Annotated in this window: 21 protein-coding genes and 5 tRNA genes; 16 read left to right on the top strand and 10 right to left on the bottom strand. The window is 56.6% G+C overall.

The window, feature by feature from the left end:
* Window positions 1–24: 24 nt before the first annotated feature.
* Entirely contained in the window at window positions 25–252 is a 228-nt protein-coding gene (locus FQK12_RS16370; protein ID WP_014226513.1) for a hypothetical protein, read from the bottom strand.
* 204 nt (window positions 253–456) lie between these two features.
* Here FQK12_RS16370 and pncC point away from each other — a divergent pair, with 204 nt between their 5' ends.
* From pncC to FQK12_RS16450, 16 genes are all read left to right on the top strand, one after another.
* Complete coding sequence (gene pncC, locus FQK12_RS16375; RefSeq protein WP_014226512.1) at window positions 457–954, top strand: nicotinamide-nucleotide amidase; 498 nt, start codon at window positions 457–459, stop codon at window positions 952–954.
* Between the two features lie 80 nt (window positions 955–1,034).
* Window positions 1,035–2,093, top strand: coding sequence for a recombinase RecA (gene recA, locus FQK12_RS16380; RefSeq protein ID WP_014226511.1), 1,059 nt, complete (start codon window positions 1,035–1,037; stop codon window positions 2,091–2,093).
* A gap of 71 nt (window positions 2,094–2,164) precedes the next feature.
* The gene (recX, locus tag FQK12_RS16385; RefSeq protein WP_014226510.1) at window positions 2,165–2,665 is read left to right on the top strand and encodes a recombination regulator RecX; all 501 of its coding nucleotides are present in this window, start codon (window positions 2,165–2,167) and stop codon (window positions 2,663–2,665) included.
* Between the two features lie 130 nt (window positions 2,666–2,795).
* On the top strand, window positions 2,796–5,423 hold the full coding sequence (alaS, locus tag FQK12_RS16390; protein WP_014226509.1) for an alanine--tRNA ligase: 2,628 nt from the start codon (window positions 2,796–2,798) through the stop codon (window positions 5,421–5,423).
* Between the two features lie 238 nt (window positions 5,424–5,661).
* Window positions 5,662–5,847 (top strand): carbon storage regulator CsrA, encoded by a 186-nt coding sequence (csrA, locus tag FQK12_RS16395; protein ID WP_000906486.1) that lies wholly within the window; start codon window positions 5,662–5,664, stop codon window positions 5,845–5,847.
* Between the two features lie 323 nt (window positions 5,848–6,170).
* Window positions 6,171–6,263: transfer RNA gene (locus FQK12_RS16400), tRNA-Ser, on the top strand.
* A gap of 4 nt (window positions 6,264–6,267) precedes the next feature.
* Window positions 6,268–6,344 (top strand) — tRNA-Arg (locus tag FQK12_RS16405).
* A gap of 182 nt (window positions 6,345–6,526) precedes the next feature.
* Window positions 6,527–6,603 (top strand) — tRNA-Arg (locus tag FQK12_RS16410).
* Between the two features lie 192 nt (window positions 6,604–6,795).
* A tRNA-Arg gene (locus tag FQK12_RS16415) sits at window positions 6,796–6,872 on the top strand.
* 60 nt (window positions 6,873–6,932) lie between these two features.
* A tRNA-Arg gene (locus FQK12_RS16420) sits at window positions 6,933–7,009 on the top strand.
* A gap of 401 nt (window positions 7,010–7,410) precedes the next feature.
* Window positions 7,411–7,725: a BON domain-containing protein gene (locus tag FQK12_RS16425; protein WP_004853477.1), complete on the top strand. Its 315-nt coding sequence runs from the start codon at window positions 7,411–7,413 to the stop codon at window positions 7,723–7,725.
* Window positions 7,726–7,852: 127 nt separating this feature from the next.
* On the top strand, window positions 7,853–8,419 hold the full coding sequence (gene yqaB / locus FQK12_RS16430; RefSeq protein ID WP_014226508.1) for a fructose-1-phosphate/6-phosphogluconate phosphatase: 567 nt from the start codon (window positions 7,853–7,855) through the stop codon (window positions 8,417–8,419).
* Entirely contained in the window at window positions 8,416–8,844 is a 429-nt protein-coding gene (locus FQK12_RS16435; protein ID WP_014226507.1) for a YqaA family protein, read from the top strand. Before yqaB ends, FQK12_RS16435 begins: the two co-directional genes overlap by 4 nt.
* A 66-nt stretch (window positions 8,845–8,910) precedes the next feature.
* Entirely contained in the window at window positions 8,911–10,467 is a 1,557-nt protein-coding gene (gene gshA / locus FQK12_RS16440) for a glutamate--cysteine ligase (protein WP_014226506.1), read from the top strand.
* Between the two features lie 165 nt (window positions 10,468–10,632).
* Window positions 10,633–11,148, top strand: coding sequence for an S-ribosylhomocysteine lyase (gene luxS, locus FQK12_RS16445; RefSeq protein WP_004104795.1), 516 nt, complete (start codon window positions 10,633–10,635; stop codon window positions 11,146–11,148).
* 54 nt (window positions 11,149–11,202) lie between these two features.
* Entirely contained in the window at window positions 11,203–11,970 is a 768-nt protein-coding gene (locus FQK12_RS16450; protein WP_014226505.1) for an AraC family transcriptional regulator, read from the top strand.
* On the opposite strand, the gene leuA is transcribed toward FQK12_RS16450, so the two are convergent.
* The 9 genes from leuA to proV all read right to left on the bottom strand — a co-directional run bounded on the left by leuA (window position 11,949) and on the right by proV (window position 21,918).
* Window positions 11,949–13,625: a 2-isopropylmalate synthase gene (leuA, locus tag FQK12_RS16455; protein ID WP_014226504.1), complete on the bottom strand. Its 1,677-nt coding sequence runs from the start codon at window positions 13,623–13,625 to the stop codon at window positions 11,949–11,951. The two genes, FQK12_RS16450 and leuA, sit on opposite strands and share 22 nt — an antisense overlap.
* 144 nt (window positions 13,626–13,769) lie before the next feature.
* Window positions 13,770–15,308 carry a multidrug efflux MFS transporter permease subunit EmrB gene (emrB, locus tag FQK12_RS16460; RefSeq protein ID WP_004123984.1) on the bottom strand — a complete coding sequence of 513 codons (1,539 nt, stop codon included), beginning with the start codon at window positions 15,306–15,308 and terminating at the stop codon, window positions 13,770–13,772.
* A gap of 15 nt (window positions 15,309–15,323) precedes the next feature.
* On the bottom strand, window positions 15,324–16,496 hold the full coding sequence (emrA, locus tag FQK12_RS16465; protein WP_014226503.1) for a multidrug efflux MFS transporter periplasmic adaptor subunit EmrA: 1,173 nt from the start codon (window positions 16,494–16,496) through the stop codon (window positions 15,324–15,326).
* A 132-nt stretch (window positions 16,497–16,628) separates the two neighbouring features.
* A complete protein-coding gene (gene mprA / locus FQK12_RS16470; protein WP_004104785.1) occupies window positions 16,629–17,159 on the bottom strand; it encodes a transcriptional repressor MprA in 531 nt (176 codons plus the stop codon).
* Window positions 17,160–17,250: 91 nt separating this feature from the next.
* A complete protein-coding gene (ygaH, locus tag FQK12_RS16475) occupies window positions 17,251–17,586 on the bottom strand; it encodes an L-valine transporter subunit YgaH (protein ID WP_014226502.1) in 336 nt (111 codons plus the stop codon).
* Window positions 17,576–18,322, bottom strand: coding sequence for an AzlC family ABC transporter permease (locus FQK12_RS16480; RefSeq protein ID WP_014226501.1), 747 nt, complete (start codon window positions 18,320–18,322; stop codon window positions 17,576–17,578). Before FQK12_RS16480 ends, ygaH begins: the two co-directional genes overlap by 11 nt.
* Before the next feature lie 278 nt (window positions 18,323–18,600).
* Window positions 18,601–19,596 carry a glycine betaine/L-proline ABC transporter substrate-binding protein ProX gene (gene proX, locus FQK12_RS16485; protein WP_014226500.1) on the bottom strand — a complete coding sequence of 332 codons (996 nt, stop codon included), beginning with the start codon at window positions 19,594–19,596 and terminating at the stop codon, window positions 18,601–18,603.
* 62 nt (window positions 19,597–19,658) lie between these two features.
* Complete coding sequence (gene proW, locus FQK12_RS16490) at window positions 19,659–20,723, bottom strand: glycine betaine/L-proline ABC transporter permease ProW (protein ID WP_004853456.1); 1,065 nt, start codon at window positions 20,721–20,723, stop codon at window positions 19,659–19,661.
* Entirely contained in the window at window positions 20,716–21,918 is a 1,203-nt protein-coding gene (proV, locus tag FQK12_RS16495; RefSeq protein ID WP_014226499.1) for a glycine betaine/L-proline ABC transporter ATP-binding protein ProV, read from the bottom strand. Before proV ends, proW begins: the two co-directional genes overlap by 8 nt.
* Window positions 21,919–22,040: the final 122 nt, after the last annotated feature.

The following is a 22,040-nucleotide window of genomic DNA, read 5'->3' on the forward strand; positions in this document are numbered from 1 at the left end:
CCGCAATGGGCCGGTTATCCGCCGCTATGGTTCTGCGAGTATCTGCTTGATTTTTTTGTTCAATGTGAATCCACTGGCAATACAGCCCACGCCCAGCAGGATCTGTACGCCTTCGAACAGCGGGTTGAATGAGCGGGTGAAAATATGCAGTAGCGCGGTTAGCAGTGAAACTGTGCCGCATACAAACAGGTACAGGCGCACCTGGCGAATTTTTTTCACGTTCTGCTCTGAGGTAAGCGTTGCTTTGGCCATTCCTGGTAACCTCTCATTTAACTCTTCCTTATATGTGCGGTGAATTGTGACACCGGCGCCCCCGGGCGGCTATCCGAAAATGCGGCGTTGGCCATAGCCGATGTTTTTCGCCAGCCGACTCGTAAATTCGTTACCTCGTCCCCATATCTCCGTTGAAAGTGCTATCTTTGATGGCCTCTTTGTACAGCTTAAGTGGGGCGACGAATGACAGATTCGGAATTAATGCAGCTGAGCGAGCAGGTGGGGATGGCGCTGAAAGCGCGCGGTGCGACGGTGACCACGGCGGAGTCCTGCACCGGCGGCTGGGTCGCCAAAACCCTTACCGATATCGCCGGCAGTTCGGCATGGTTTGAGCGCGGTTTCGTCACTTACAGCAATGAAGCGAAATCGCAGATGATTGGCGTCAGCGAAGCGACGCTGCTTAGCCATGGCGCGGTGAGTGAACCGGTGGTGGTGGAGATGGCCATCGGCGCGCTGCGTGCGGCTCGCGCGGACTATGCCATTTCGGTCAGCGGCATCGCCGGGCCGGACGGTGGCAGCGCGGAAAAGCCGGTGGGAACCGTCTGGTTTGGCGTGGCCAGCGCCAGCGGACAGGGCGTAACCCGGCGCGAATGCTTTGCCGGAGACCGCGAGTCGGTACGCCGCCAGGCCACGGCCTACGCGCTAAATCTCCTCTGGCAACAATTTCTACAAAATACTTGATACTGTATGACTATACAGTATAATTGCTTCAACAGAACAGAATTCACTACCCGGTTACACCCGGCATGAGAGGAGTAATAATGGCTATCGACGAAAACAAACAGAAAGCGTTGGCGGCAGCACTGGGCCAGATCGAAAAACAATTCGGTAAAGGCTCCATCATGCGCCTGGGTGAAGACCGTTCCATGGATGTGGAAACTATCTCCACCGGCTCGCTTTCCCTTGATATCGCCCTGGGCGCAGGCGGCCTGCCGATGGGCCGTATCGTCGAGATCTACGGGCCTGAATCTTCCGGTAAAACCACGCTGACGCTGCAGGTTATCGCCGCCGCGCAGCGCGAAGGCAAAACCTGTGCGTTTATCGATGCGGAACACGCGCTGGACCCGGTTTACGCACGCAAGCTGGGCGTCGATATCGACAACCTGCTGTGCTCCCAGCCGGATACCGGCGAACAGGCTCTGGAAATCTGTGACGCGCTGGCGCGTTCCGGTGCGGTAGACGTTATCGTCGTTGACTCCGTTGCGGCGCTGACGCCGAAAGCGGAAATCGAAGGCGAAATCGGCGACTCTCATATGGGCCTCGCGGCGCGTATGATGAGCCAGGCGATGCGTAAACTGGCGGGCAACCTGAAGCAGTCCAACACCCTGCTCATCTTCATCAACCAGATTCGTATGAAAATTGGCGTGATGTTCGGTAACCCGGAAACCACCACCGGCGGTAACGCGCTGAAGTTCTACGCCTCCGTGCGTCTGGATATCCGTCGTATCGGTGCGGTGAAAGAGGGCGACAACGTTGTCGGCAGCGAAACCCGCGTTAAAGTGGTGAAAAACAAAATTGCCGCGCCGTTTAAACAGGCTGAATTCCAGATCCTCTACGGCGAAGGGATTAACTTCTTCGGTGAGCTGGTCGATCTCGGCGTGAAAGAGAAGCTGATTGAGAAAGCCGGCGCATGGTACAGCTATAACGGTGATAAAATCGGTCAGGGTAAAGCGAACGCCATCTCCTGGCTGAAAGAGAACCCGGCTGCGGCAAAAGAGATCGAGAAGAAAGTTCGTGAACTGCTGCTGAGCAATCAGGACTCCACGCCAGACTTCGCGGTTGATGGCAACAGCGAAGCGGAAACCGGGCAAGATTTCTGATATCGTCTGAACAGACTAACAAGGGGCCGCTTATGCGGCCCTTTTGCTTTTTTTGATTAGCGAGGCTGACCGTGACTGAAACTTCATCCCGCCGCTCTGACTACGCCAGGCTGCTGGATCGCGCGATTCGCATTCTGGCAATGCGCGACCACAGCGAACAGGAGCTAAGGCGAAAACTGGCTGCACCGGTCATGAGCAAAAACGGCCCTGAAGCGTTAGATGTGACGCCGGAAGAGGTCGATAAAGTCGTTGAATGGTGCATTGAGAACCGCTATCTGGACGACGAACGCTTTGTCCGTCAGTTCATTGCCAGCCGCAGCCGCAAGGGGTACGGCCCGGCGCGCGTCCGCCAGGAGCTAAAGCAGAAGGGGATCTCCCGCGAGACGACAGAGGCAGCCATGCGCGAGTGCGAAATCGACTGGGCGCGGCTTGCCAAAGAGCAGGCGCAGCGAAAATATGGCGACCCCCTGCCCAGCGTATTTGCAGAAAAAGTCAAAATTCAGCGCTTTTTGCTCTACCGCGGCTATCTGATGGAGGATATTCAGGAAATCTGGCGAAATTTTGCAGATTGACCCATCCGGGATTTTACTTCCCCGTGAAGAAAACTTATCTTATTCCCACTTTATTTTCGTGAGTAGCCTGCCGGTCGATACTGGGTAGTGGCTGCCAGCGACATTTCGTTAGCTTGATTTCAGGATAATTATGAGCAAGAGCACCGCTGAGATCCGTCAGGCGTTTCTCGACTTTTTCCATAGTAAAGGACATCAGGTAGTTGCGAGCAGCTCCCTGGTGCCGCATAACGACCCGACCCTGCTGTTTACCAACGCCGGGATGAACCAGTTCAAGGATGTTTTCCTTGGTCTCGACAAACGTAATTATTCGCGCGCGACCACCGCGCAGCGTTGCGTTCGTGCGGGTGGTAAGCACAACGATCTGGAAAACGTCGGCTACACCGCGCGTCACCACACCTTCTTTGAAATGCTGGGTAACTTCAGCTTTGGCGATTACTTCAAGCAGGATGCCATCAAATACGCATGGGAGCTGCTGACCGGTGAAAACTGGTTCGCCCTGCCGAAAGAAAAACTGTGGGTGACCGTCTACGAAACCGACGATGAAGCGTTCGATATCTGGGCAAATGAAGTTGGCGTACCGCGCGAGCGTATTATCCGCATCGGCGACAACAAAGGCGCGCCGTTTGCTTCCGATAACTTCTGGCAGATGGGTGACACCGGGCCGTGCGGTCCATGCACCGAAATCTTCTTCGACCATGGCGACCATATCTGGGGCGGCCCTCCGGGAACGCCGGAAGAAGACGGCGATCGCTATATTGAGATCTGGAATATCGTCTTCATGCAGTTCAACCGTCAGGCTGACGGAACCATGGAGCCGCTGCCGAAGCCGTCCGTAGATACCGGTATGGGCCTCGAGCGTATTGCCGCCGTGCTGCAGCACGTCAACTCCAACTACGATATCGACCTGTTCCGCGATCTGATTAAGAGCGTGGCGAAGGTTACCGGCGCGACCGATCTCTCGAACAAGTCGCTGCGCGTTATCGCTGACCACATTCGCTCCTGCGCATTCCTGATTGCCGATGGCGTTATCCCGTCGAATGAAAACCGCGGCTACGTGCTGCGCCGCATCATTCGTCGCGCAATTCGCCATGGCAACATGCTGGGCGCGAAGGAGACCTTCTTCTGGAAACTGGTTGCCCCGCTGATTGACGTGATGGGTTCCGCTGGCGAAGAGCTGAAACAGCAGCAGGCTCAGGTTGAGCAGGTGCTGAAGACCGAAGAAGAGCAGTTTGCCCGTACGCTGGAGCGCGGACTGGCGCTGCTGGATGAAGAGCTGGCTAAACTGCAGGGCGACACGCTGGACGGCGAAACCGCTTTCCGCCTGTACGACACCTACGGCTTCCCGGTTGACCTGACCGCGGACGTTTGCCGCGAACGCAACATCAAGGTTGACGAAGCCGGCTTTGAAGCCGCGATGGAAGAGCAGCGCCGTCGCGCGCGCGAATCCAGCGGCTTTGGCGCGGACTACAATGCGATGATCCGCGTCGACGGCGCCTCTGAGTTTAAAGGCTATGACAGCCTGGAACTGAATGGCAAAGTCACCGCGCTGTTTATCGATGGTAAAGCGGTTGACGCGGTGAACGCCGGTCAGGAAGCGGTTGTTATCCTCGACCAGACGCCGTTCTACGCCGAATCCGGCGGCCAGGTGGGTGACAAAGGCGAACTGAAGGGCGCCGGTTTCTCCTTCCAGGTCAGCGACGCGCAGAAGTACGGCCAGGCAATTGGCCATATTGGTAAACTGACCAGCGGTTCGCTTAAAGTCGGCGACGCCGTGCAGGCCGATGTCGATCAGGCTCGCCGCCAGCGTATCCGCCTGAACCACTCCGCGACGCACCTGATGCACGCGGCGCTGCGCCAGGTTCTCGGTACGCACGTTGCGCAGAAAGGCTCTCTGGTCAACGACAAAGCATTGCGCTTCGACTTCTCGCATTTTGAAGCGATGAAGCCGGAGGAGATCCGTGCGGTAGAAGATCTGGTGAACGCGCAAATTCGTCGCAACCTGCCGATCGAAACCAATATCATGGATATTGACGCTGCGCGTGAATCCGGCGCGATGGCGCTGTTTGGCGAGAAATATGACGATCGCGTTCGCGTGCTGAGCATGGGCGATTTTTCCACCGAGCTGTGCGGCGGTACGCACGCCTCGCGCACCGGTGATATCGGCCTGTTCCGCATTACCTCTGAATCCGGTACCGCCGCTGGCGTGCGCCGTATCGAAGCGGTGACCGGCGAAGGCGCGATGGCGATGCTGCACGCGCAGAGCGATCTGCTGGGCGATATTGCACAGCTGCTGAAAGGGGATACCCACAGCCTCGGTGACAAAGTCCGCGCCGCGTTAGAACGCAGCCGTCAGCTGGAAAAAGAGCTGCAGCAGCTGAAAGAGCAGGCTGCCGTGCAGGAGAGCGCAAATCTCTCCAGCAAAGCGGAAGAGATTAACGGTGTTAAGCTGCTGGTCAGCGAGCTGGCCGGCGTTGAGCCGAAAATGCTGCGTACTATGGTTGACGATCTGAAAAATCAGCTGGGTTCAACGATTGTCGTGTTGGCCACGGTCGCAGAAGGTAAGGTTTCTCTGATTGCAGGTGTGTCTAAGGATGTGACAGACCGCGTTAAAGCCGGGGAACTGATTGGTATGCTCGCCCAGCAGGTGGGCGGTAAAGGGGGCGGTCGTCCGGATATGGCGCAAGCCGGCGGTACCGATGCGTCTGCTCTCCCTGCTGCGTTAGCCAGTGTGAAAGGCTGGGTAAGCGCAAAACTGTAATAACTATAATTGCATAGATGCTGTGATTCTCGGATTACAGCATCTTGCGCGAGAAGCACTGATAACGATAAAGTCGGGTTGAAGTTGTGTATATCGGCTAAACTTAGGTTTAACAGAATGTGATGCCGTGACTGCTTACACCGTAGGGTGTTTGTCATCGCTTACTTTTTGGCGTTATATGATGGATAATGCCGGGATACGAGAGACCCGACTCTTTTAATCTTTCAAGGAGCAAAGAATGCTGATTCTGACTCGTCGAGTTGGTGAGACCCTCATGATTGGAGATGAGGTCACTGTGACAGTTTTAGGGGTGAAGGGTAACCAGGTACGTATTGGCGTTAATGCCCCTAAAGAAGTCTCCGTGCATCGTGAAGAGATCTACCAGCGTATCCAGGCTGAAAAATCCCAGCAGTCCAGTTACTAAGGTTTTCGCGCCTCGCTATTTTGTGAGGCGCCTCCTTCCACCCGCCGTTTTTGCCAATTTTCCTCTCCGATAGCCTCTCATTTTTGTCTCTTTCTCCGCATCCGCGACAGTTATCTTTTGCGTTAGCCGCGGCGTAATCAGCAATTTCTTGTTGATAAAATACTCTTTTTGCCGTTTTCACAGGCTAATTGCGCGGGAAGTGTGCAAACGAAAAAAAGGTCTCGAAAAAAGGTTTGACTTATAAGTACCAGAAAGTAATATGTGCGCCATCGCAGCGACGAAGAGCAGAAACAAGTTCTTCGAAGCACTCGTAAGAGGCGTGTGGTGAGGTGGCCGAGAGGCTGAAGGCGCTCCCCTGCTAAGGGAGTATGCGGTCAAAAGCTGCATCCGGGGTTCGAATCCCCGCCTCACCGCCATTTTGCATCCGTAGCTCAGCTGGATAGAGTACTCGGCTACGAACCGAGCGGTCGGAGGTTCGAATCCTCCCGGATGCACCATATTCTCCATACCTTCAGCAACGAAGGTGTGAATGAGGTGGCGGTATTAGCCGCAAGCACCAGGGAGGATAACGTTGCTTTAGCAACGGCCCGAAGGGCGAGTCATCCTCCCGGATGCACCATCTTACTTGATACTGCTTTAGCAGCAGTATCAAAATCTGCAGTAAAGTAAGTTTCCCGATGCATCCGTAGCTCAGCTGGATAGAGTACTCGGCTACGAACCGAGCGGTCGGAGGTTCGAATCCTCCCGGATGCACCATCTTCTCCGAGATAGCAGCTACGCTGTTGTTTCACGGTCTGCGAGATAATCGCCAGCGCCGGGGAGGATAACGTTGCTTCAGCAACGGCCCGAAGGGCGAACCGAGTGAGTCATCCTCCCGGATGCACCATCTCTTACTTGATACGGCTTTAGCAGCGGTATCAATATCGGCAGTAAAGCAAGTTTCCCGATGCATCCGTAGCTCAGCTGGATAGAGTACTCGGCTACGAACCGAGCGGTCGGAGGTTCGAATCCTCCCGGATGCACCATCTTACTTGATACAGCTTTAGCAGCAGTACCAAAATCTGCAGTAAAGTAAGTTTCCCGATGCATCCGTAGCTCAGCTGGATAGAGTACTCGGCTACGAACCGAGCGGTCGGAGGTTCGAATCCTCCCGGATGCACCATATTCTCCATACCTTCAGCAACGAAGGTGTGAATGAGGTGGCGGTATTAGCCGCAAGCACCAGGGAGGATAACGTTGCTTCAGCAACGGCCCGAAGGGCGAACCCAGTGAGTCATCCTCCCGGATGCACCATCTTCTCCGAGATAGCAGCTACGCTATTGTTCCATGGTCTGCGAGATAATCGCCAGCGCCAGGGAGGATAACGTTGCTTCAGAAACGGCCCGAAGGGCGAACCCACTGTTGTTTCACGGCCAGCCACTCTCCTTACCTCAAAACCCCTTAAGCGCAATCATTCACCTTATTCTTCAGCACTTTTTTCATTGGCAACTCCCTCTTTCCACTATAATTTATTCCTGTATATCGATCTGATTTTGGGTGAGATAAGTGCAAGGAGAGAAATCCATGAAATGGTTCAAAGCAATATCTGCGTTTTGCGCGACGCTTCTGGTCGCCGTATCGCTGGCGGGCTGCGCAGGTTCGTCCACAAAGGAAAGTACTGGTGGGTACATTGACGATACCGTCGTGACCACCAAAGTCAAAACCGCGCTCTTCAATGATAAAGAGATTAAGTCTTCGGAAATTAGCGTCCAGACCTTTAAAGGTCGTGTACAGCTGAGCGGCTTTGTCTCATCCGCCGAAAGCGCTAAACGTGCGGTAGAAGTGACGCGAAAAGTGCAGGGCGTTCGCGTGGTGGAGAACGATTTAAGAATCAAATAAACGCATCAGATTGCATCTGTATCGACAAGGGCGCCTTCGAGCGCCCTTGTCGCATCTGCCGCTGGCAGCGACAAACCTGACCTTTTGCGTTACAGTAAGACCTCCTTAACCGGTTGGTGAGAAGACGATGTACGAACGTTATGCAGGACTGATTTTTGATATGGATGGCACGATCCTCGATACCGAGCCGACGCATCGTAAGGCATGGAACGAGGTTCTCGGACGTTACGGTATGCGTTTTGATATGCAGGCTATGGTCGCGCTTAACGGCTCTCCAACCTGGCGGATTGCTCAGGCCATTATCGAATTAAACCAGGCTGATTTAGATCCTCACCTTCTGGCGCGGGAAAAGACGGACGCGGTGAAAGCGATGCTGCTTGATAGCGTCCGTCCTCTGCCGCTGATTGAAGTGGTTAAAGAGTGGCACGGTCGTCGTCCGATGTCAGTCGGTACCGGCAGCGAGAGCGCCGTTGCTGAAGCGCTGCTGGCCCATCTGGGCCTGCGTCACTACTTCTCGGCGGTGGTTGCCGCCGATCATGTCGCCAACCATAAACCCGCACCTGATACTTTCTTACTCTGCGCTGAGCGCATGGGCGTTGCGGCGGAAAAATGCGTGGTCTTTGAAGATGCGGACTTCGGTCTGCAGGCGGCGAAGCGGGCCGGAATGGATGCCGTGGACGTGCGATTGTTGTGAGCGACGCGCTGTCGCTGATATCGCTGTTTGCCAGCAGCTTTTTAAGCGCCACGCTGCTTCCCGGTAACTCGGAAGTGGTGTTGATCGCCATGCTCCTGGCGGGGGGGAGTCAGCCGTGGTTACTGGTTTTAATAGCAATAATCGGTAATAGCCTTGGAGGGGTAACTAACGTTATTCTGGGGCGCCTGTTTCCGCTGCGCAAAACATCGCGCTGGCAGGAGAAGGCGTCCGGCTGGCTGAGGCGTTACGGCGCGGTCACGCTATTATTAAGCTGGGCGCCTGTTATAGGCGATTTGCTGTGTTTACTGGCGGGATGGATGCGCATTTCCTGGGGACCAGTGCTCTTTTTTTTATGCCTTGGCAAAGCATTACGCTATATCGTCATTGCGGCGATAACGCTTCAGGGCATGACGTGGTGGCACTAATTGGACTGACGGTTCAACCATGACAATTATGCTAATTCAAACGATTTCGACAGGCGGGAGGTCAAATTGATCCCGGACGTATCACAGGCGCTGGCCTGGCTGGAAAAAAATCCGCAGGCGCTGCAGGGTATTCAACGTGGTCTTGAACGCGAAACGCTGCGCGTCAACGCTGACGGCACGCTGGCCACTACCGGTCATCCGCAGGCACTGGGTTCAGCGCTGACTCATAAATGGATTACCACCGATTTTGCCGAAGCTTTGCTGGAATTTATTACGCCGGTTGATGGCGATATCCAGCATATGCTCACCCTCATGCGCGATGTTCATCGCTATACCGCACGCCATATTGGCGACGAGCGGATGTGGCCGCTGAGCATGCCTTGCTATATCGCGCCCGGCCAGGATATTGAACTGGCGCAGTACGGTTCCTCTAATATCGGCCGCCTGAAAACGCTGTATCGCGAAGGGCTGAAAAATCGCTACGGCGCGCTGATGCAAACCATCTCCGGCGTGCACTATAACTTCTCGCTGCCGATGGCTTTCTGGCAGGCTAAGTGCGGCGTTGAGGATGCTGAAAGCGGTAAAGAGGCGATTTCAGCGGGCTATTTCCGCTCCATTCGCAACTATTACCGTTTTGGTTGGGTGATTCCATACCTGTTCGGCGCCTCTCCGGCGATCTGCTCGTCGTTCCTGCAGGGCAAACCGACGGCGCTGCCGTTTGAGAAAGCCGGCAACGGCATGTACTACCTGCCTTATGCGACCTCGTTGCGCCTGAGCGATCTGGGCTATACCAATAAATCGCAAAGCAATCTCGGAATTACGTTTAACGATCTCTACGAGTATGTGGCAGGATTGAAGCGGGCGATTAAAACGCCTTCCGAAGAGTATGAAAATATTGGGCTGGAGAAAGACGGCAAGCGTCTGCAAATCAACAGCAACGTGCTGCAGATCGAAAACGAGCTGTACGCGCCGATTCGCCCGAAACGCGTGACCCGCAGCGGCGAAACGCCTTCCGACGCGCTGCTGCGCGGCGGTATTGAGTACATTGAAGTTCGCTCCCTGGATATCAATCCGTTCTCACCGATTGGCGTTGATGAGCAGCAGGTGCGTTTCCTCGATCTGTTTATGGTCTGGTGCGTGCTGGCCGATGCGCCGGAGATGAGCAGCGACGAGCTGCTGTGCACGCGCACCAACTGGAATCGGGTGATTCTGGAAGGCCGTAAGCCGGGCCTGACGCTGGGTATTGGCTGCGAAACCGCTCAGTTCCCGCTGGCTCAGGTCGGCAAAGATCTGTTCCGCGATTTACGCCGCGTGGCGCAAACGCTGGATAGCATCCACGGATGCCAGGCCTATCAGCAGGTCTGCGATGAGCTGGTCGCCTGCTTCGATAATCCGGAATTAACCTTCTCGGCGCGCATTCTGCGTTCTATGCTTGAAGAGGGGATTGGCGGTACCGGCAGAGAACTGGCCGATCGGTATCGGACGATGCTGCGCGAAGAGCCGCTGGAAATTTTAAGCGAAGCGGATTTTGTCGCCGAGCGTGAAGCATCGGTACAGCGTCAGAAGAAGGTGGAGGCGGCGGATAGCGAGCCGTTTGAAGCGCTGCTGACACGGCACGCGTAGTTTTACGAGCCGTAAAAAAGAAAACGGCCACATCACTGTGGCCAAACTTTCATCTCTGATTCAGGGATGATGATGATAATAAATGCGCGTCTTTCATATACTCAGACTCGCGGCCTCAAAAAGAGTTCATTTTATTTTAAAAAAAATCACTATCGGAGGTGAAGAATGCCGTTGTTAGATAGTTTCACAGTCGACCATACCCGAATGGAAGCGCCTGCGGTGCGTGTCGCGAAGAAAATGAACACGCCTCACGGCGATGAAATCACCGTTTTCGATCTGCGATTCTGCGTGCCAAACCAGGAAGTGATGCCGGAAAGAGGCATTCACACCCTAGAGCACCTGTTTGCCGGCTTCATGCGCGATCACCTGAACGGCAACGGTGTGGAAATTATCGACATCTCTCCGATGGGCTGCCGCACCGGGTTCTATATGAGCCTGATCGGTACGCCGGACGAGCAGCGCGTCGCGGATGCCTGGAAAGCGGCGATGGCTGACGTGCTGAAGGTGAAAGATCAGAATCAGATCCCGGAGCTGAACGTTTATCAGTGCGGAACCTACACCATGCACTCGCTGGAGGAAGCTCAGGAAATCGCTCGCCATATTATTGAGCGCGATGTCCGCGTCAACAGCAACGATGAGCTGGCGCTGCCGAAAGAAAAACTGCAAGAACTGCACATCTAGTGCTTCTGCCACGGCCCGGCGAACCGCGTCGGGCCGCTACTCCCTGACGCCGCGATGTCGACGACTTTAACCTTCAATTTTCAACACCGTTCGCTGGTGCCTTTTGCCCATGATTACGCCCATGGCGATAGCGAACCCTGGCATCAGCACGATTGCGCCCAGCTGCTGCATATCCTCAGCGGCGTGGTGCGGGTGGAAACCGCGCAGGGTTATTGGGTTGTGCCGCCGGGCCGTGGCGTCTGGCTGCCCGCCGGTACGCCGCATACCCTACGGGTGACCGGCGTCGCGGCCGCGCGAACCCTGTTTATCGATCCCCTTGCCCGGGCCGATCTCCCCTCATCCTGCCAGATAGTCCAGGTGACTCCGCTGCTGCGTGAACTGATCGTCGCATCGCTGACGCTGGCGGAATCCTACGCGCCGGACAGCCGCGATGAACGCATTTACGAACTGATCCTCGATGAAATTCGCGGCATGGCAGTGCTGCCGTTTGGCCTGCCGGAGCCGCAAAGCGAAGCGCTGCGCCGTTTATGCCAGAAGGTAAGAGAAGCGCCCGGCGAACCCTGGAGCAGCGCCGAGGCGGCGAAGGAGAGCAGCATGAGCGAGCGCACGCTGAATCGTCATTTTCAGCAGCAGACCTCGCTCACCTGGAGCGAGTGGGTGCGCCGGGCGAAGCTGATGGAAGCGCTGGTTCGCCTGGCACAGGGGCATTCGGTATTGCGGGTGGCGCTGGATCTCGGCTACGGCAGCCATAGCGCTTTTAGCGCCATGTTTCGCCGGGTGATAGGCGTGGCCCCCAGCGACTACTTCCGCTCGCCGGCGTAATGGCCTGCGCTCATCGCATTGCACAACGCCTGCAGCGAGGCGCGCGCCACGTCGCTATCAATTCCTACCCCCCAGCGGCTGTCGCCATTCGGGAAGACGCAGCGAATATAGGCCACTGAACGGCTGTCGCTACGTTCGCCGAGGGTATGCTCATGATAATCTTTAATCACGATGTGTTGCTTTAACAGGCCGCTCAGCCCGCTGGCGGCGGCGGACAGCAGGCCGTTGCCGCGGCTCTGCAGTCGTCGCGTTTCACCGGCGATGCGCAGGGTCGCCTGCAGAGAAAGCTGGCCGTCCTGCTGGCTATCGCTTTGGTAATCCAGCAGCGCAAGCGGCGGCTGGGGCAGAAGTCCGTAGCGGGCGCGAAACAGCTGCCACAGCGCGTTCTGGGTCATCTCTTTACCATGCGTATCGGTTTCGTGCTGAACGTGCAGGCTAAAATCCTGCTGCAGCGCGCGCGGCAGCTTCAGGCCATGATTCTGCTCAATCAGCCACGCGCTGCCGCTTTTGCCGGACTGGCTGTTGACGCGGATCACCGCTTCGTAGCTACAGCCGATATCCTGCGGGTCGATGGGCAGATAGGGCATTTCCCAGCGTTCGCCGGGCCGGCGGGCATCGAACCCTTTTTTGATCGCATCCTGATGCGAGCCGGAAAAGGCGGTATAGGCGAGGCTTCCCGCCCACGGGTGGCGCGGATGAACCGGGATCTGGTTGCAGCTTTCGACAATTTCGACCACCCGGTTCATTTCGGAGAAGCTGAGCCGGGGATCGACGCCCTGGCTGTAGAGATTCATCGCCAGCGTCACCAGACAGACGTTACCGGTGCGTTCGCCGTTGCCGAACAGGCAGCCTTCGACGCGGTCGGCGCCGGCCATCACCGCCAGCTCCGCGCTGGCGACGCCGGTTCCCCGGTCGTTATGCGGATGGACGCTGATGCACACATCGGCGCGGCGCGAGAAGTGACGACAAAAATACTCAATTTGATCGGCATAAACGTTAGGCGTGCTCACTTCTACCGTCGCGGGCAGATTGATAATCATCGGCCGTTCGGCGCAGGGCTGCCAGATTTGCGCCACCGATTCGCAAATCTCCAGCGCGAATTCCGGCTCGGTGAAGCAGAAGGTTTCCGGGGAATACTCGTATTGCCAGCGGGTCTGCGGCTGCTGTTCGCACTGCTGGCGGATAAGCCGGGTGGCGCGGGTCGCCAGCTCGACCACCTGCGCTTTGTTCATTCCAAAAACCAGCTCGCGGAACAGCGGAGCGGTGGCGTTATAGAGGTGAACGGTGGCGCGGTGGGCATCGCGCAGCGATTCGAAGGTCCTGAGGATTAAATCTTCCCGCGCCTGGGTCAGCACCTGAATCGTCACATCCTGCGGGATACGCCGTTCTTCAATCAGTTGACGCACAAAGTTGAAATCGGTTTGCGAAGCCGAGGGAAATGCCACCTCGATCTCTTTAAATCCGCACTCCAGCAGCAAGTCCCAGAACTGCAGCTTGCGCGCGCTGTCCATCGGCTCGGCCAGCGCCTGGTTGCCGTCGCGCAGGTCGGTGGAGAGCCAGCGGGGGGCGCGGGCTATTTTTTGCTCCGGCCAGCGGCGGTCGGGCAGGGCAATCGGCGGATAGGGACGGTATTTTTCACCGGGTTGAGTCAGCATGATTTTCTCCTTCTTAGCGGATCTTCATCGTGCACGACAGAGCGAAAAGGCATCTCCAGCGAACTGGACATCAACTAGCGTAAACCGGACAACCTGCGTGTTGGGCAATAAAAAAGGGATCCGCAGATCCCTTCAGGTCAAACCTTAGTGCGCGCCGCCGCCGCCGCCCCCGGCGCTAAACGGCGGCCTGGCAAACCACACCAGCCCGAGCAGTAGGATAAATATTGCCGCCGAGAACCAGAAAATTTCGTTGGCGGAGATTATCAGCCCCTGGTTGGTTATCTGCTGCGCTATCCAGCCGGACGCCTGCTGTTGCGTCATCCCTAATCCCTGCAGCTGATCGTACATCTGCTGGGCGTTGGGATTATACGGCGTCACCGATTCGGTAAGCTGAGCATGGTGCAGCGCCTCGCGGTTCGTCCACATAGTGGTGGTAATCGAGGTGCCGATGGAGCCCGCCAGGGTACGCGTGAAGTTCGACAGGCTCGATGCCGCCGCCAGCCGTTCCGGCGGCAGGCCGGAAAGCGTAATGGTCGTCAGCGGCATAAAGAAGCAGGCCACCGCGAAGCCCTGGATAAACTGCGGCCACGCCGAGGCGCCGAAGTCCATACCCGGTTCGAAGGTCCACGCGCGCCAGTAGAAACAGACCGCGTACATAATAAAGCTGAAGGTGACCAGCCGACGCATATCCAGCTTATGCGCGAAGCGGCCGATAATCGGCGACAGGATTACCGGGATCACCCCGACCGGGGCCGAGGCCAGACCGGCCCAGGTGGCGGTATAGCCGTATACCTCCTGCAGTAGCTGCGGCAACAGCACGATAGCGCCGAAGTAGAGCATATAGGCGAGGCTGATACACAGGCAGCCGATGGTGAAGTTTCGCGACTTAAAGAGCGACAGGTCGACTATCGGGTTGTCGTCGGTTAGCTCCCAGACGATCAGGAAGCTTATCGCCACCACCGCGACAATGGTCAGGATGATGATCTCGTTTGAGGCGAACCAGTCCAGCTCTTTACCCCGGTCGAGCATCACCTGCAGGCTACCGATACCAATAATCAGCAGCGCCAGGCCAACGCCGTCAATCCGCCGCTGCTCGGTGCGGGTTTCGCGGTTGCGCAGGGTCTGTAGCGTCATGACCACCACGGCGATGCCAATCGGCACGTTGATAAAGAAGATCCAGCCCCAGTGGTAGTTGTCGCTGATATAGCCGCCGAGAATCGGGCCGCAAATCGGCGCGACGATCACCGTCATTGACCACAGCGCCAGGGCGATAGAGCGCTTGGCGGGCGGATAGTTGCTGAGCAGCAGACTTTGCGACAGCGGAATCAGCGGACCGGCGACGATCCCCTGAATCACGCGGAAGAAAATTAGCATCGTCAGGCTGTTTGACATGCCGCAGGCCCAGGAGGCGATGGCGAACGCCACCGTCGACCAGAGGAACAGCTTCACTTCACCTACGCGCTTTGCCAGCCAGCCGGTAATCGGAATGGAGATAGCGTTCGCCACCCCAAACGAGGTGATAACCCAGGTCCCCTGGCTCAACGATGAGCCAAGGTTACCGGCGATGGTGGGGATGGCCACGTTGGCGATGGTGGAGTCCAGCACCTGCATAAAGGTCGCGAGCGACAGCGCAATGGTCATAATGACCAGCTGCGCGCCTTCCAGCGGTTTTTGCTGTTGCATTACGCTCACCCCGAATTATCCGGCGTTGGCCTGGATGATGTCGTTTATCAGCTTATTGACCGGCTCAAGGCCGATTTCGCGGGCATTGCTTTCGTAAACCGGAGAGCTGCGTACCTGGCTTGCCAGCATCTCGCCGCCGCGGTCGGTGGTGTTCACTTCAACCAGGGTCGAAAGGCCGATGCGCAGCGGGTGCTCTGCCAGCTGTTTTTCATCCAGCTCGATACGTACCGGCAGGCGCTGAACCACTTTGATCCAGTTGCCGGTGGCGTTCTGCGCGGGCAGCAGCGAGAAGGCGCTACCGGTGCCCATATCGAGGCCGACCACTTTACCGGTGTATTTCACATCGTCACCGTAAATATCGCTGATCACGGTGGCCGGCTGACCGATACGCATGTGCGCCAGCTGGGTTTCTTTAAAGTTGGCGTCAATCCACAGGTTGGTCGCTGGCACGACGGCCATCAGCGGGGTGGTGGTGGTGATTTGCGCGCCGGGCTGTACGGAGCGACGCGAAACGTAGCCGCTAATCGGGCTGACGATTTTCGTCCGCTGCAGGGCCAGCCAGGCGTTACGCACTTCGGTGGCCGCTTGTAGTACCGCAGGCTGCTGTTCCAGCTTCGTGCCCAGAACGATCGCCTGATTGGCGTTGTATTGCTGAATCGCCACGTCCAGTTCGGCCTGCGCGCTGGCAACCGTGTCGCGCGCGTGCTGCAGCTCTTCGCGGCCAATCAGGTTGGCGGCCCCCAGCGGAATACGACGGTTAAGGTCGGTCTGCGCCTGGGAAAGCGCGGTTTTTTTCACGTCGATGCTGGCCTGCAGCTGCTTGCTGTTGATCATCTGCTGGCGCGTTTGACGTACGCTGGCGGCCAGCTGGGTTTGCGCTTTTTCAAACGCCTGCTGGGCATCGGTCTGGTCGAGGGTGACCAGCGGATCGCCTTTTTGCACGTAGTCGGTGTTGTCGGCCCAGACTTTCGTCACGCTGCCGGACACCTGCGCCATAATTTGTACCTGATTCCCTGCCACGTACGCGTCGTCGGTCTCTTCGAAGTGACGCAGTACCAAAAACCAATAAATCCCGTATGCCACGGCAACAATAATAAAGAGCAAGGTCAGCAGCAGGAGGGCGCCTTTACGTTTCCCTTTTTTGCTGCCCGGTTGCTGCGGGGTTTGGCTCTCCGCATTTGCGCTCATGTTATTCTCCACGATCTTATTATTTCACATCGGCTGAGCCGACCTGTTTATCAGAAAGGCCAGCAGAAGATCTGCTGGCCTGTCCGTTTTCCTTGTCAATCCAGAAAAATTGTTGAGCGGTTGGTTCCGCGCTTAGCGCAGAGACTCCGCAAGCACGCCATCCTCTTCCATTTGGTCAAGGCGACCAAGCAGCTTACGGGTGATGTGCTCGAGCTGATCTTTTTCGCTGGTGCTTAAAGAAGACCAGAGCTGATGCAGGCAGTTGTGCTGCGGGGGTAACACTTCGCGCAGGAACTGATGCCCCTTTTCGGTAAGCTGTAAATGCAGGCAGCGACGATCGTTATCGCTTTCGCGGCGCTCAATCCAGCCGCGTTTTTCCAGCTCGTCGGCAATGCGCGTGGCGTTGGTACGCGAAGAGCCCAGCGCGCAGCTCAGCTCGGAAGGCTGAATGCTGTGGTTTTCCTGAGACTCGAGCGTGATCAGCGCCATAAACAATGTCTCGTTAATCCCTTGCGCTTTCAGCATCTTGTTGCGGTTTTCCAGCAATTTTCCCTGCATATGCATGCAAAGACGGGTGAGCAGAATCTCCTGAAAAGGAAAGTCTTCGTGACGGCTGGCGCGGAACTTGAGCATTTGCTCAATGGGAGTAAACGAACTATCCATTTTGGTTATGACCTCATTAATTACAGTCGATATAATAACTATTGTGACAAATAAATCAAATGAATTATTGACAGAAATTGATACTTTAAGCTTATAGCCATGTGCCGATTTTCCAGACAACACCGTAGGTTAGGGCGCTTAATAGTGTAGGCAAAATAATGCTGCGCGTTTTCCAGAAAGCCAGGCCCAGCACGGCGAAGCCAGCCAGCGTGGGCAGCAGGCGGCGGGCATCGTGGAGAATTTCCGGTACGCTGGAGACCACCAGCAGCGCGCAAATAGAGGCGATGCCGATGGTGTCCAGCAGCACGCTGACCGGCCCGCGACGCGTCGGACGCGCGTTCCCGGCACGCAGGCGCAGCGGCAGATAGCGGAACAGATAATTTACGCAGCCGACCACGAGGCCGATAATTAAAACATCACTGTTCATCGGGCATCCCCTCAATGCTGGCCTGCACCAGCGCGGTCAGACAGCCGCAGACGATCCCGGCAAGGATGGCGGCGGGAATGGAAAACAGGATGATCCCCCCCAGCGCCCCTGCCAGCGCGGCGGTTACGCTAAGCGACTGCTTGCGCTGGAAAGAAGCCAGCAAAAAGCTCATAAACAGCGCGGGAAGCATAAAGCCCAGCGCCGCTTCCACCGCCGGAAAGTCGGTCAGCAGGCCGCTGCCCGAATAAGCGCCGATCAGCGTACCGAAGACCCATGACGCCCAGGACATCAAAGCGATACCGATCATCCAGTTTTCGCTCCAGCGTCGATTGTCGCGTACCAGTTTAGCAGTGGCGGCGGCAAAGACCTCATCGGTCAGGCCGAATGCCCATACCGCGGTTTTTTTCTTGCTCAGCGCGCGCTGGATGCGGCTGCGCAGGGAAGGGCCGTAGAGAACGTGGCGAACGTCCATCGCCATGACGGTGAGCGCGGCGACCCACAGCGAGCTTCCCGCCGCCAGCATCGCGGTGATCACGAACTGGCTGGCGCCCGCGTAAATAATGCAGGAGAAGAACAGACTTTCCAGCGGAGTGAAGCCGAGCTTAGTGGCGTTGAGGCCGAAGGCGAAGGCCACGGGGATATAGCTGATGACGATCGGCAGGCTGTCTTTCAGGCCTTCAGCCAGCGTGGCCGCGTCAGCGGGAGGAGAGTGCGTCAATGCGTCAGGATTTTCCATAGGAATTGCTTATTGATAACTCACGTGAAAATCACATGATTAAACAGGTGGATTTACCTTAGCAGAGAGCGGTGCGGCTTAACAGTAACGAAAACGTTGATGGCTAAAGTTATGCAGTTTATTTGCATATCAATCCATCATTTAGAACAGGAGATGTCGTGTTGTGCAGGATGCGGTCTTCCCCGGGGGCGGCGCAAAGCGCCTTGCCCGGGCTACGGCTTTTGTAGCCCGGGCAGATGCGTAGCATCGCCGCCGGGAATTGGCTATAAAGTGGGAGACTATTTCTGCGCGGCCAGCGCTTCGTTCACCCAGCCGTCAAACTGCTGCTGGTGGGCTTTGATCCAGCCGTCGACGTGGCCTTGGATATCTGCTTCTGAACCATGTCCCTCGTGCATCATGGCATTCTCGGCGTTGATGTCGGCAATCGGCAGCTTCATGATGCTAAACAGCTTCGCCGCCGCCGGGTTTTTCTCGGCCCAGGCCTTATTGGCGACGATATGCATGGTGCTGACCGGGAAGCCGTAGTTGGCGCCATTAGAGAGCTTCGTGTCGATGTTTTTTTGCACACCCGGCAGGGAGGAGAATGGCACCTGCAGCCAGACGACGTCTTTACCCGGCTTCAGCACATCGCTGACCCAGTAAGGTGTCCAGGTGTAGTAGATGACCGGCTTGCCCTCTTTATAACGGGCAATGGTGTCGGCCATCATGGCGGCATAGTTACCCTGATTGTGGGTGACGGTATTATTCAGGCCATAGGCATCAAGCTGATGGTTGATCACCGCTTCACAGCCCCAGCCCGGGGTGCAGCCGGTCAGGTCGGCTTTACCGTCGCCGTTGGTGTCAAACAGTTTGGCGATTTTCGGGTCTTTTAACTGATCGATAGATTTAATGTGGTACTGCTCGGCCGTTTTCTTATCAATCAGATAGCCCTGCGCCGCACCGTTCACAAACACGCCTTCGCGGTAGAACTTTTTATCCCCGCCGGCGGCAGCGTACATATCGTCGTGCAGGGGCTGCCAGTTGACGGCGGTAAAAGTGGCGTCGCCGGAGGCGAGCGAAGTATAGCCAACGTTGTAATCCACTTCGCTCGGCTTATCGACGGTATAACCGAGTTTCTCCAGCGCGCGGCTGACCAGCAGGGTCTGGAAGGTCTCTTCCGAAATGGTGCTCTGAATCGGCTTAACGGTAATGCCTTTGCCAGGCAGATCCGCCGCGAAGGCGGTGGTGGAAATGAGGGCGGTTAACGCTGTGGCAAGGATCGCTGTATGTCGCATCGTTGTTCCTTTTATTTATCAGAAGGGAAGTCTATCCCCCCGGCTGTCGGGGGGATGGGCTCTTATTTACAGAAAGGGCGAGTTATCAGCCCCAGTGGGCCGGTTGCATACCAGCGGCGGTTGCCGCGGCTGCGTGAGTCCCGTCCTACGGCCTGAGTCAGACGGTCAAGAATAATGGCGAGGATAACAATCCCGACGCCGCCAACGGTGGCCAGGCCCATATCAAGGCGACCGATGCCGCGCAGTACCATCTGGCCGAGACCGCCAACGGCAATCATTGAGGCGATGACCACCATCGACAGGGCCAGCATCAGCGTCTGGTTGACCCCGGCCATAATCGTCGGCATGGCCAGCGGTAGCTGAACCTTAAACAACAGCTGACGCGGGCTGGCGCCGAAGGAGCGCGACGCTTCAATCAGATCCGCCGGCACCTGGTTAATCCCCAGAATGGTCAGACGAACAATCGGCGGCAGGGCGAAGATAATGGTGACCACCACGCCCGGAACGTTGCCGATACCGAACAGCATCACAATGGGCACCAGATAGACAAACGCCGGCGTGGTCTGCATCGCGTCGAGCAGCGGACGGATAATTTTCGCCGCCCGCGGGCTCCGCGCCAGCCATATCCCAAGCGGCAGGCCGATCAGCATACAAAACAGCAGCGCGGTCAGCACCAGCGCCAGGGTCACCATCGCCTGCGACCAGGCGCCGATAGCGCCGATAGCGATCAGCGAAATCAGCGTCGCCGCGCCCATGCCGACGCTGGAAATCTGCCAGGCAATCAGCGAGAAAATAATAATCGCCACCGGCGCCGGCATACCCAGCAGCAGTTGCTGGAAGGCGCTCAGGATGTAATCCACCGGTACGCGTATTCCCTGGAATACCGGACGAAAATGCATCACGACCCAGTCGATACCGTGCGTGACCCAGCTGTCGAGTGGGATCAGCGTTTTATGGAACGGGTCCATAATATTGAAGTGTTCCGGCTGCGGCGCGGGCGCGCTGCTCAGCCAGTCGGCACCTCCGCCATCGGTCGGCGCCGGCGTAGAGGTGCCCCAGGCATCGGCGGATTGCGCTGCGCTATCCGCCGCCGGTGCGGTGTCCCACGGGTTAGATTGATCAGCCATTGTTTGCCCCCTCGCGATCTAAAGCCTGCAGCAGCATCCGTTTGGAAATGATGCCGATGTACTGGTGCCCCTCGTCGACAACCGGCACCGCGCACGGTGCATGGCCGACGTGAGAGAGCAGCTCGCTGAGCGGCGTTTGCGCATCCACCGCCTGCGGTGAGTCGATTAACGCCGCATCAATTCCCTGACCTTCGCTTAGCGCGGCTTTCAGGGAATCAATGGAGACAATGCCAACAAACTTATTCCCGCGTTCAATGACGTAGCCATATTCGCGGTCTTCATCCTGCAGCAATTTCAGCGCGGAACGCGGGCCAAAGCCGGGCGTTTTGCGAATCAGCCCCACCGGGCTACGGCGGGCAATATCTTTGGCGCTGAACACCTGGCTAATATCGACGCCGCGGAAGAAGGTTCGGACATAATCATTGGCCGGATTATTGAGTATTTCATCCGGCGTGCCGACCTGAACCACTTCACCATTTTGCATAATGGCAATCCGATCGCCAATACGCATGGCTTCATCAAGATCGTGGGAAATAAAGACCACGGTACGCTGATGTCTGGCCTGTAATTTAGTGAGCTCATCCTGCATCTCGGTACGAATTAACGGGTCGAGCGCGGAGAAGGCTTCATCCATTAACAGAATATCGGGATTAATCGCCAGCGCGCGGGCGAGACCAACGCGCTGGCGCATGCCGCCGGAGAGTTCGTCCGGGTATGCATGAGCATAGTTTTCCAGGCCGACCTGGCGCAGCGCCTCCAGCGCTTTCTCCTGGCGTTCCTGAGTCGGCACGCCGGCCAGCTCCATGCCGAAAGCGGCGTTGTCGAGCACGGTCATATGCGGCATAAGCGCAAAGGATTGAAAAACCATCGCAATTTTTTTTCTGCGCACCTCGCGGAGCTCGGCGTCAGAGATTTTAGCGATATCGACGCCGTCGATCAGGACCTGGCCACGGGTGGGTTCAATCAGGCGATTGAGAAGGCGAACCATGGTAGATTTCCCCGATCCGGAGAGCCCCATGATGACGAATATCTCGCCTTCTTCAATGGTCAGACTGGCGTTCTTTACGCCAAGCGATAACCCCGTCTTTTCCAGTATTTGTTCTTTCGATAGTCCTTTATCGATATATTTGAAAGCCCGCTGCGGGTGCTCGCCAAATATCTTATAGAGATTCTTGATTTCTAATTTAATTGCCATGCAATAGAGTGTTTCCTGTTATTTATTAATATCGATACGGTACCCGGTGATGATAATTGCTTTTTTACACCCTAACATACTGAGAATCTGTGACAACCCTTTATGTGGCGTTGCCAGGGAAA

The organism is Klebsiella sp. ME-303 (assembly GCF_007910085.1).
Classification (GTDB): Bacteria; Pseudomonadota; Gammaproteobacteria; order Enterobacterales; family Enterobacteriaceae; genus Klebsiella; species Klebsiella michiganensis.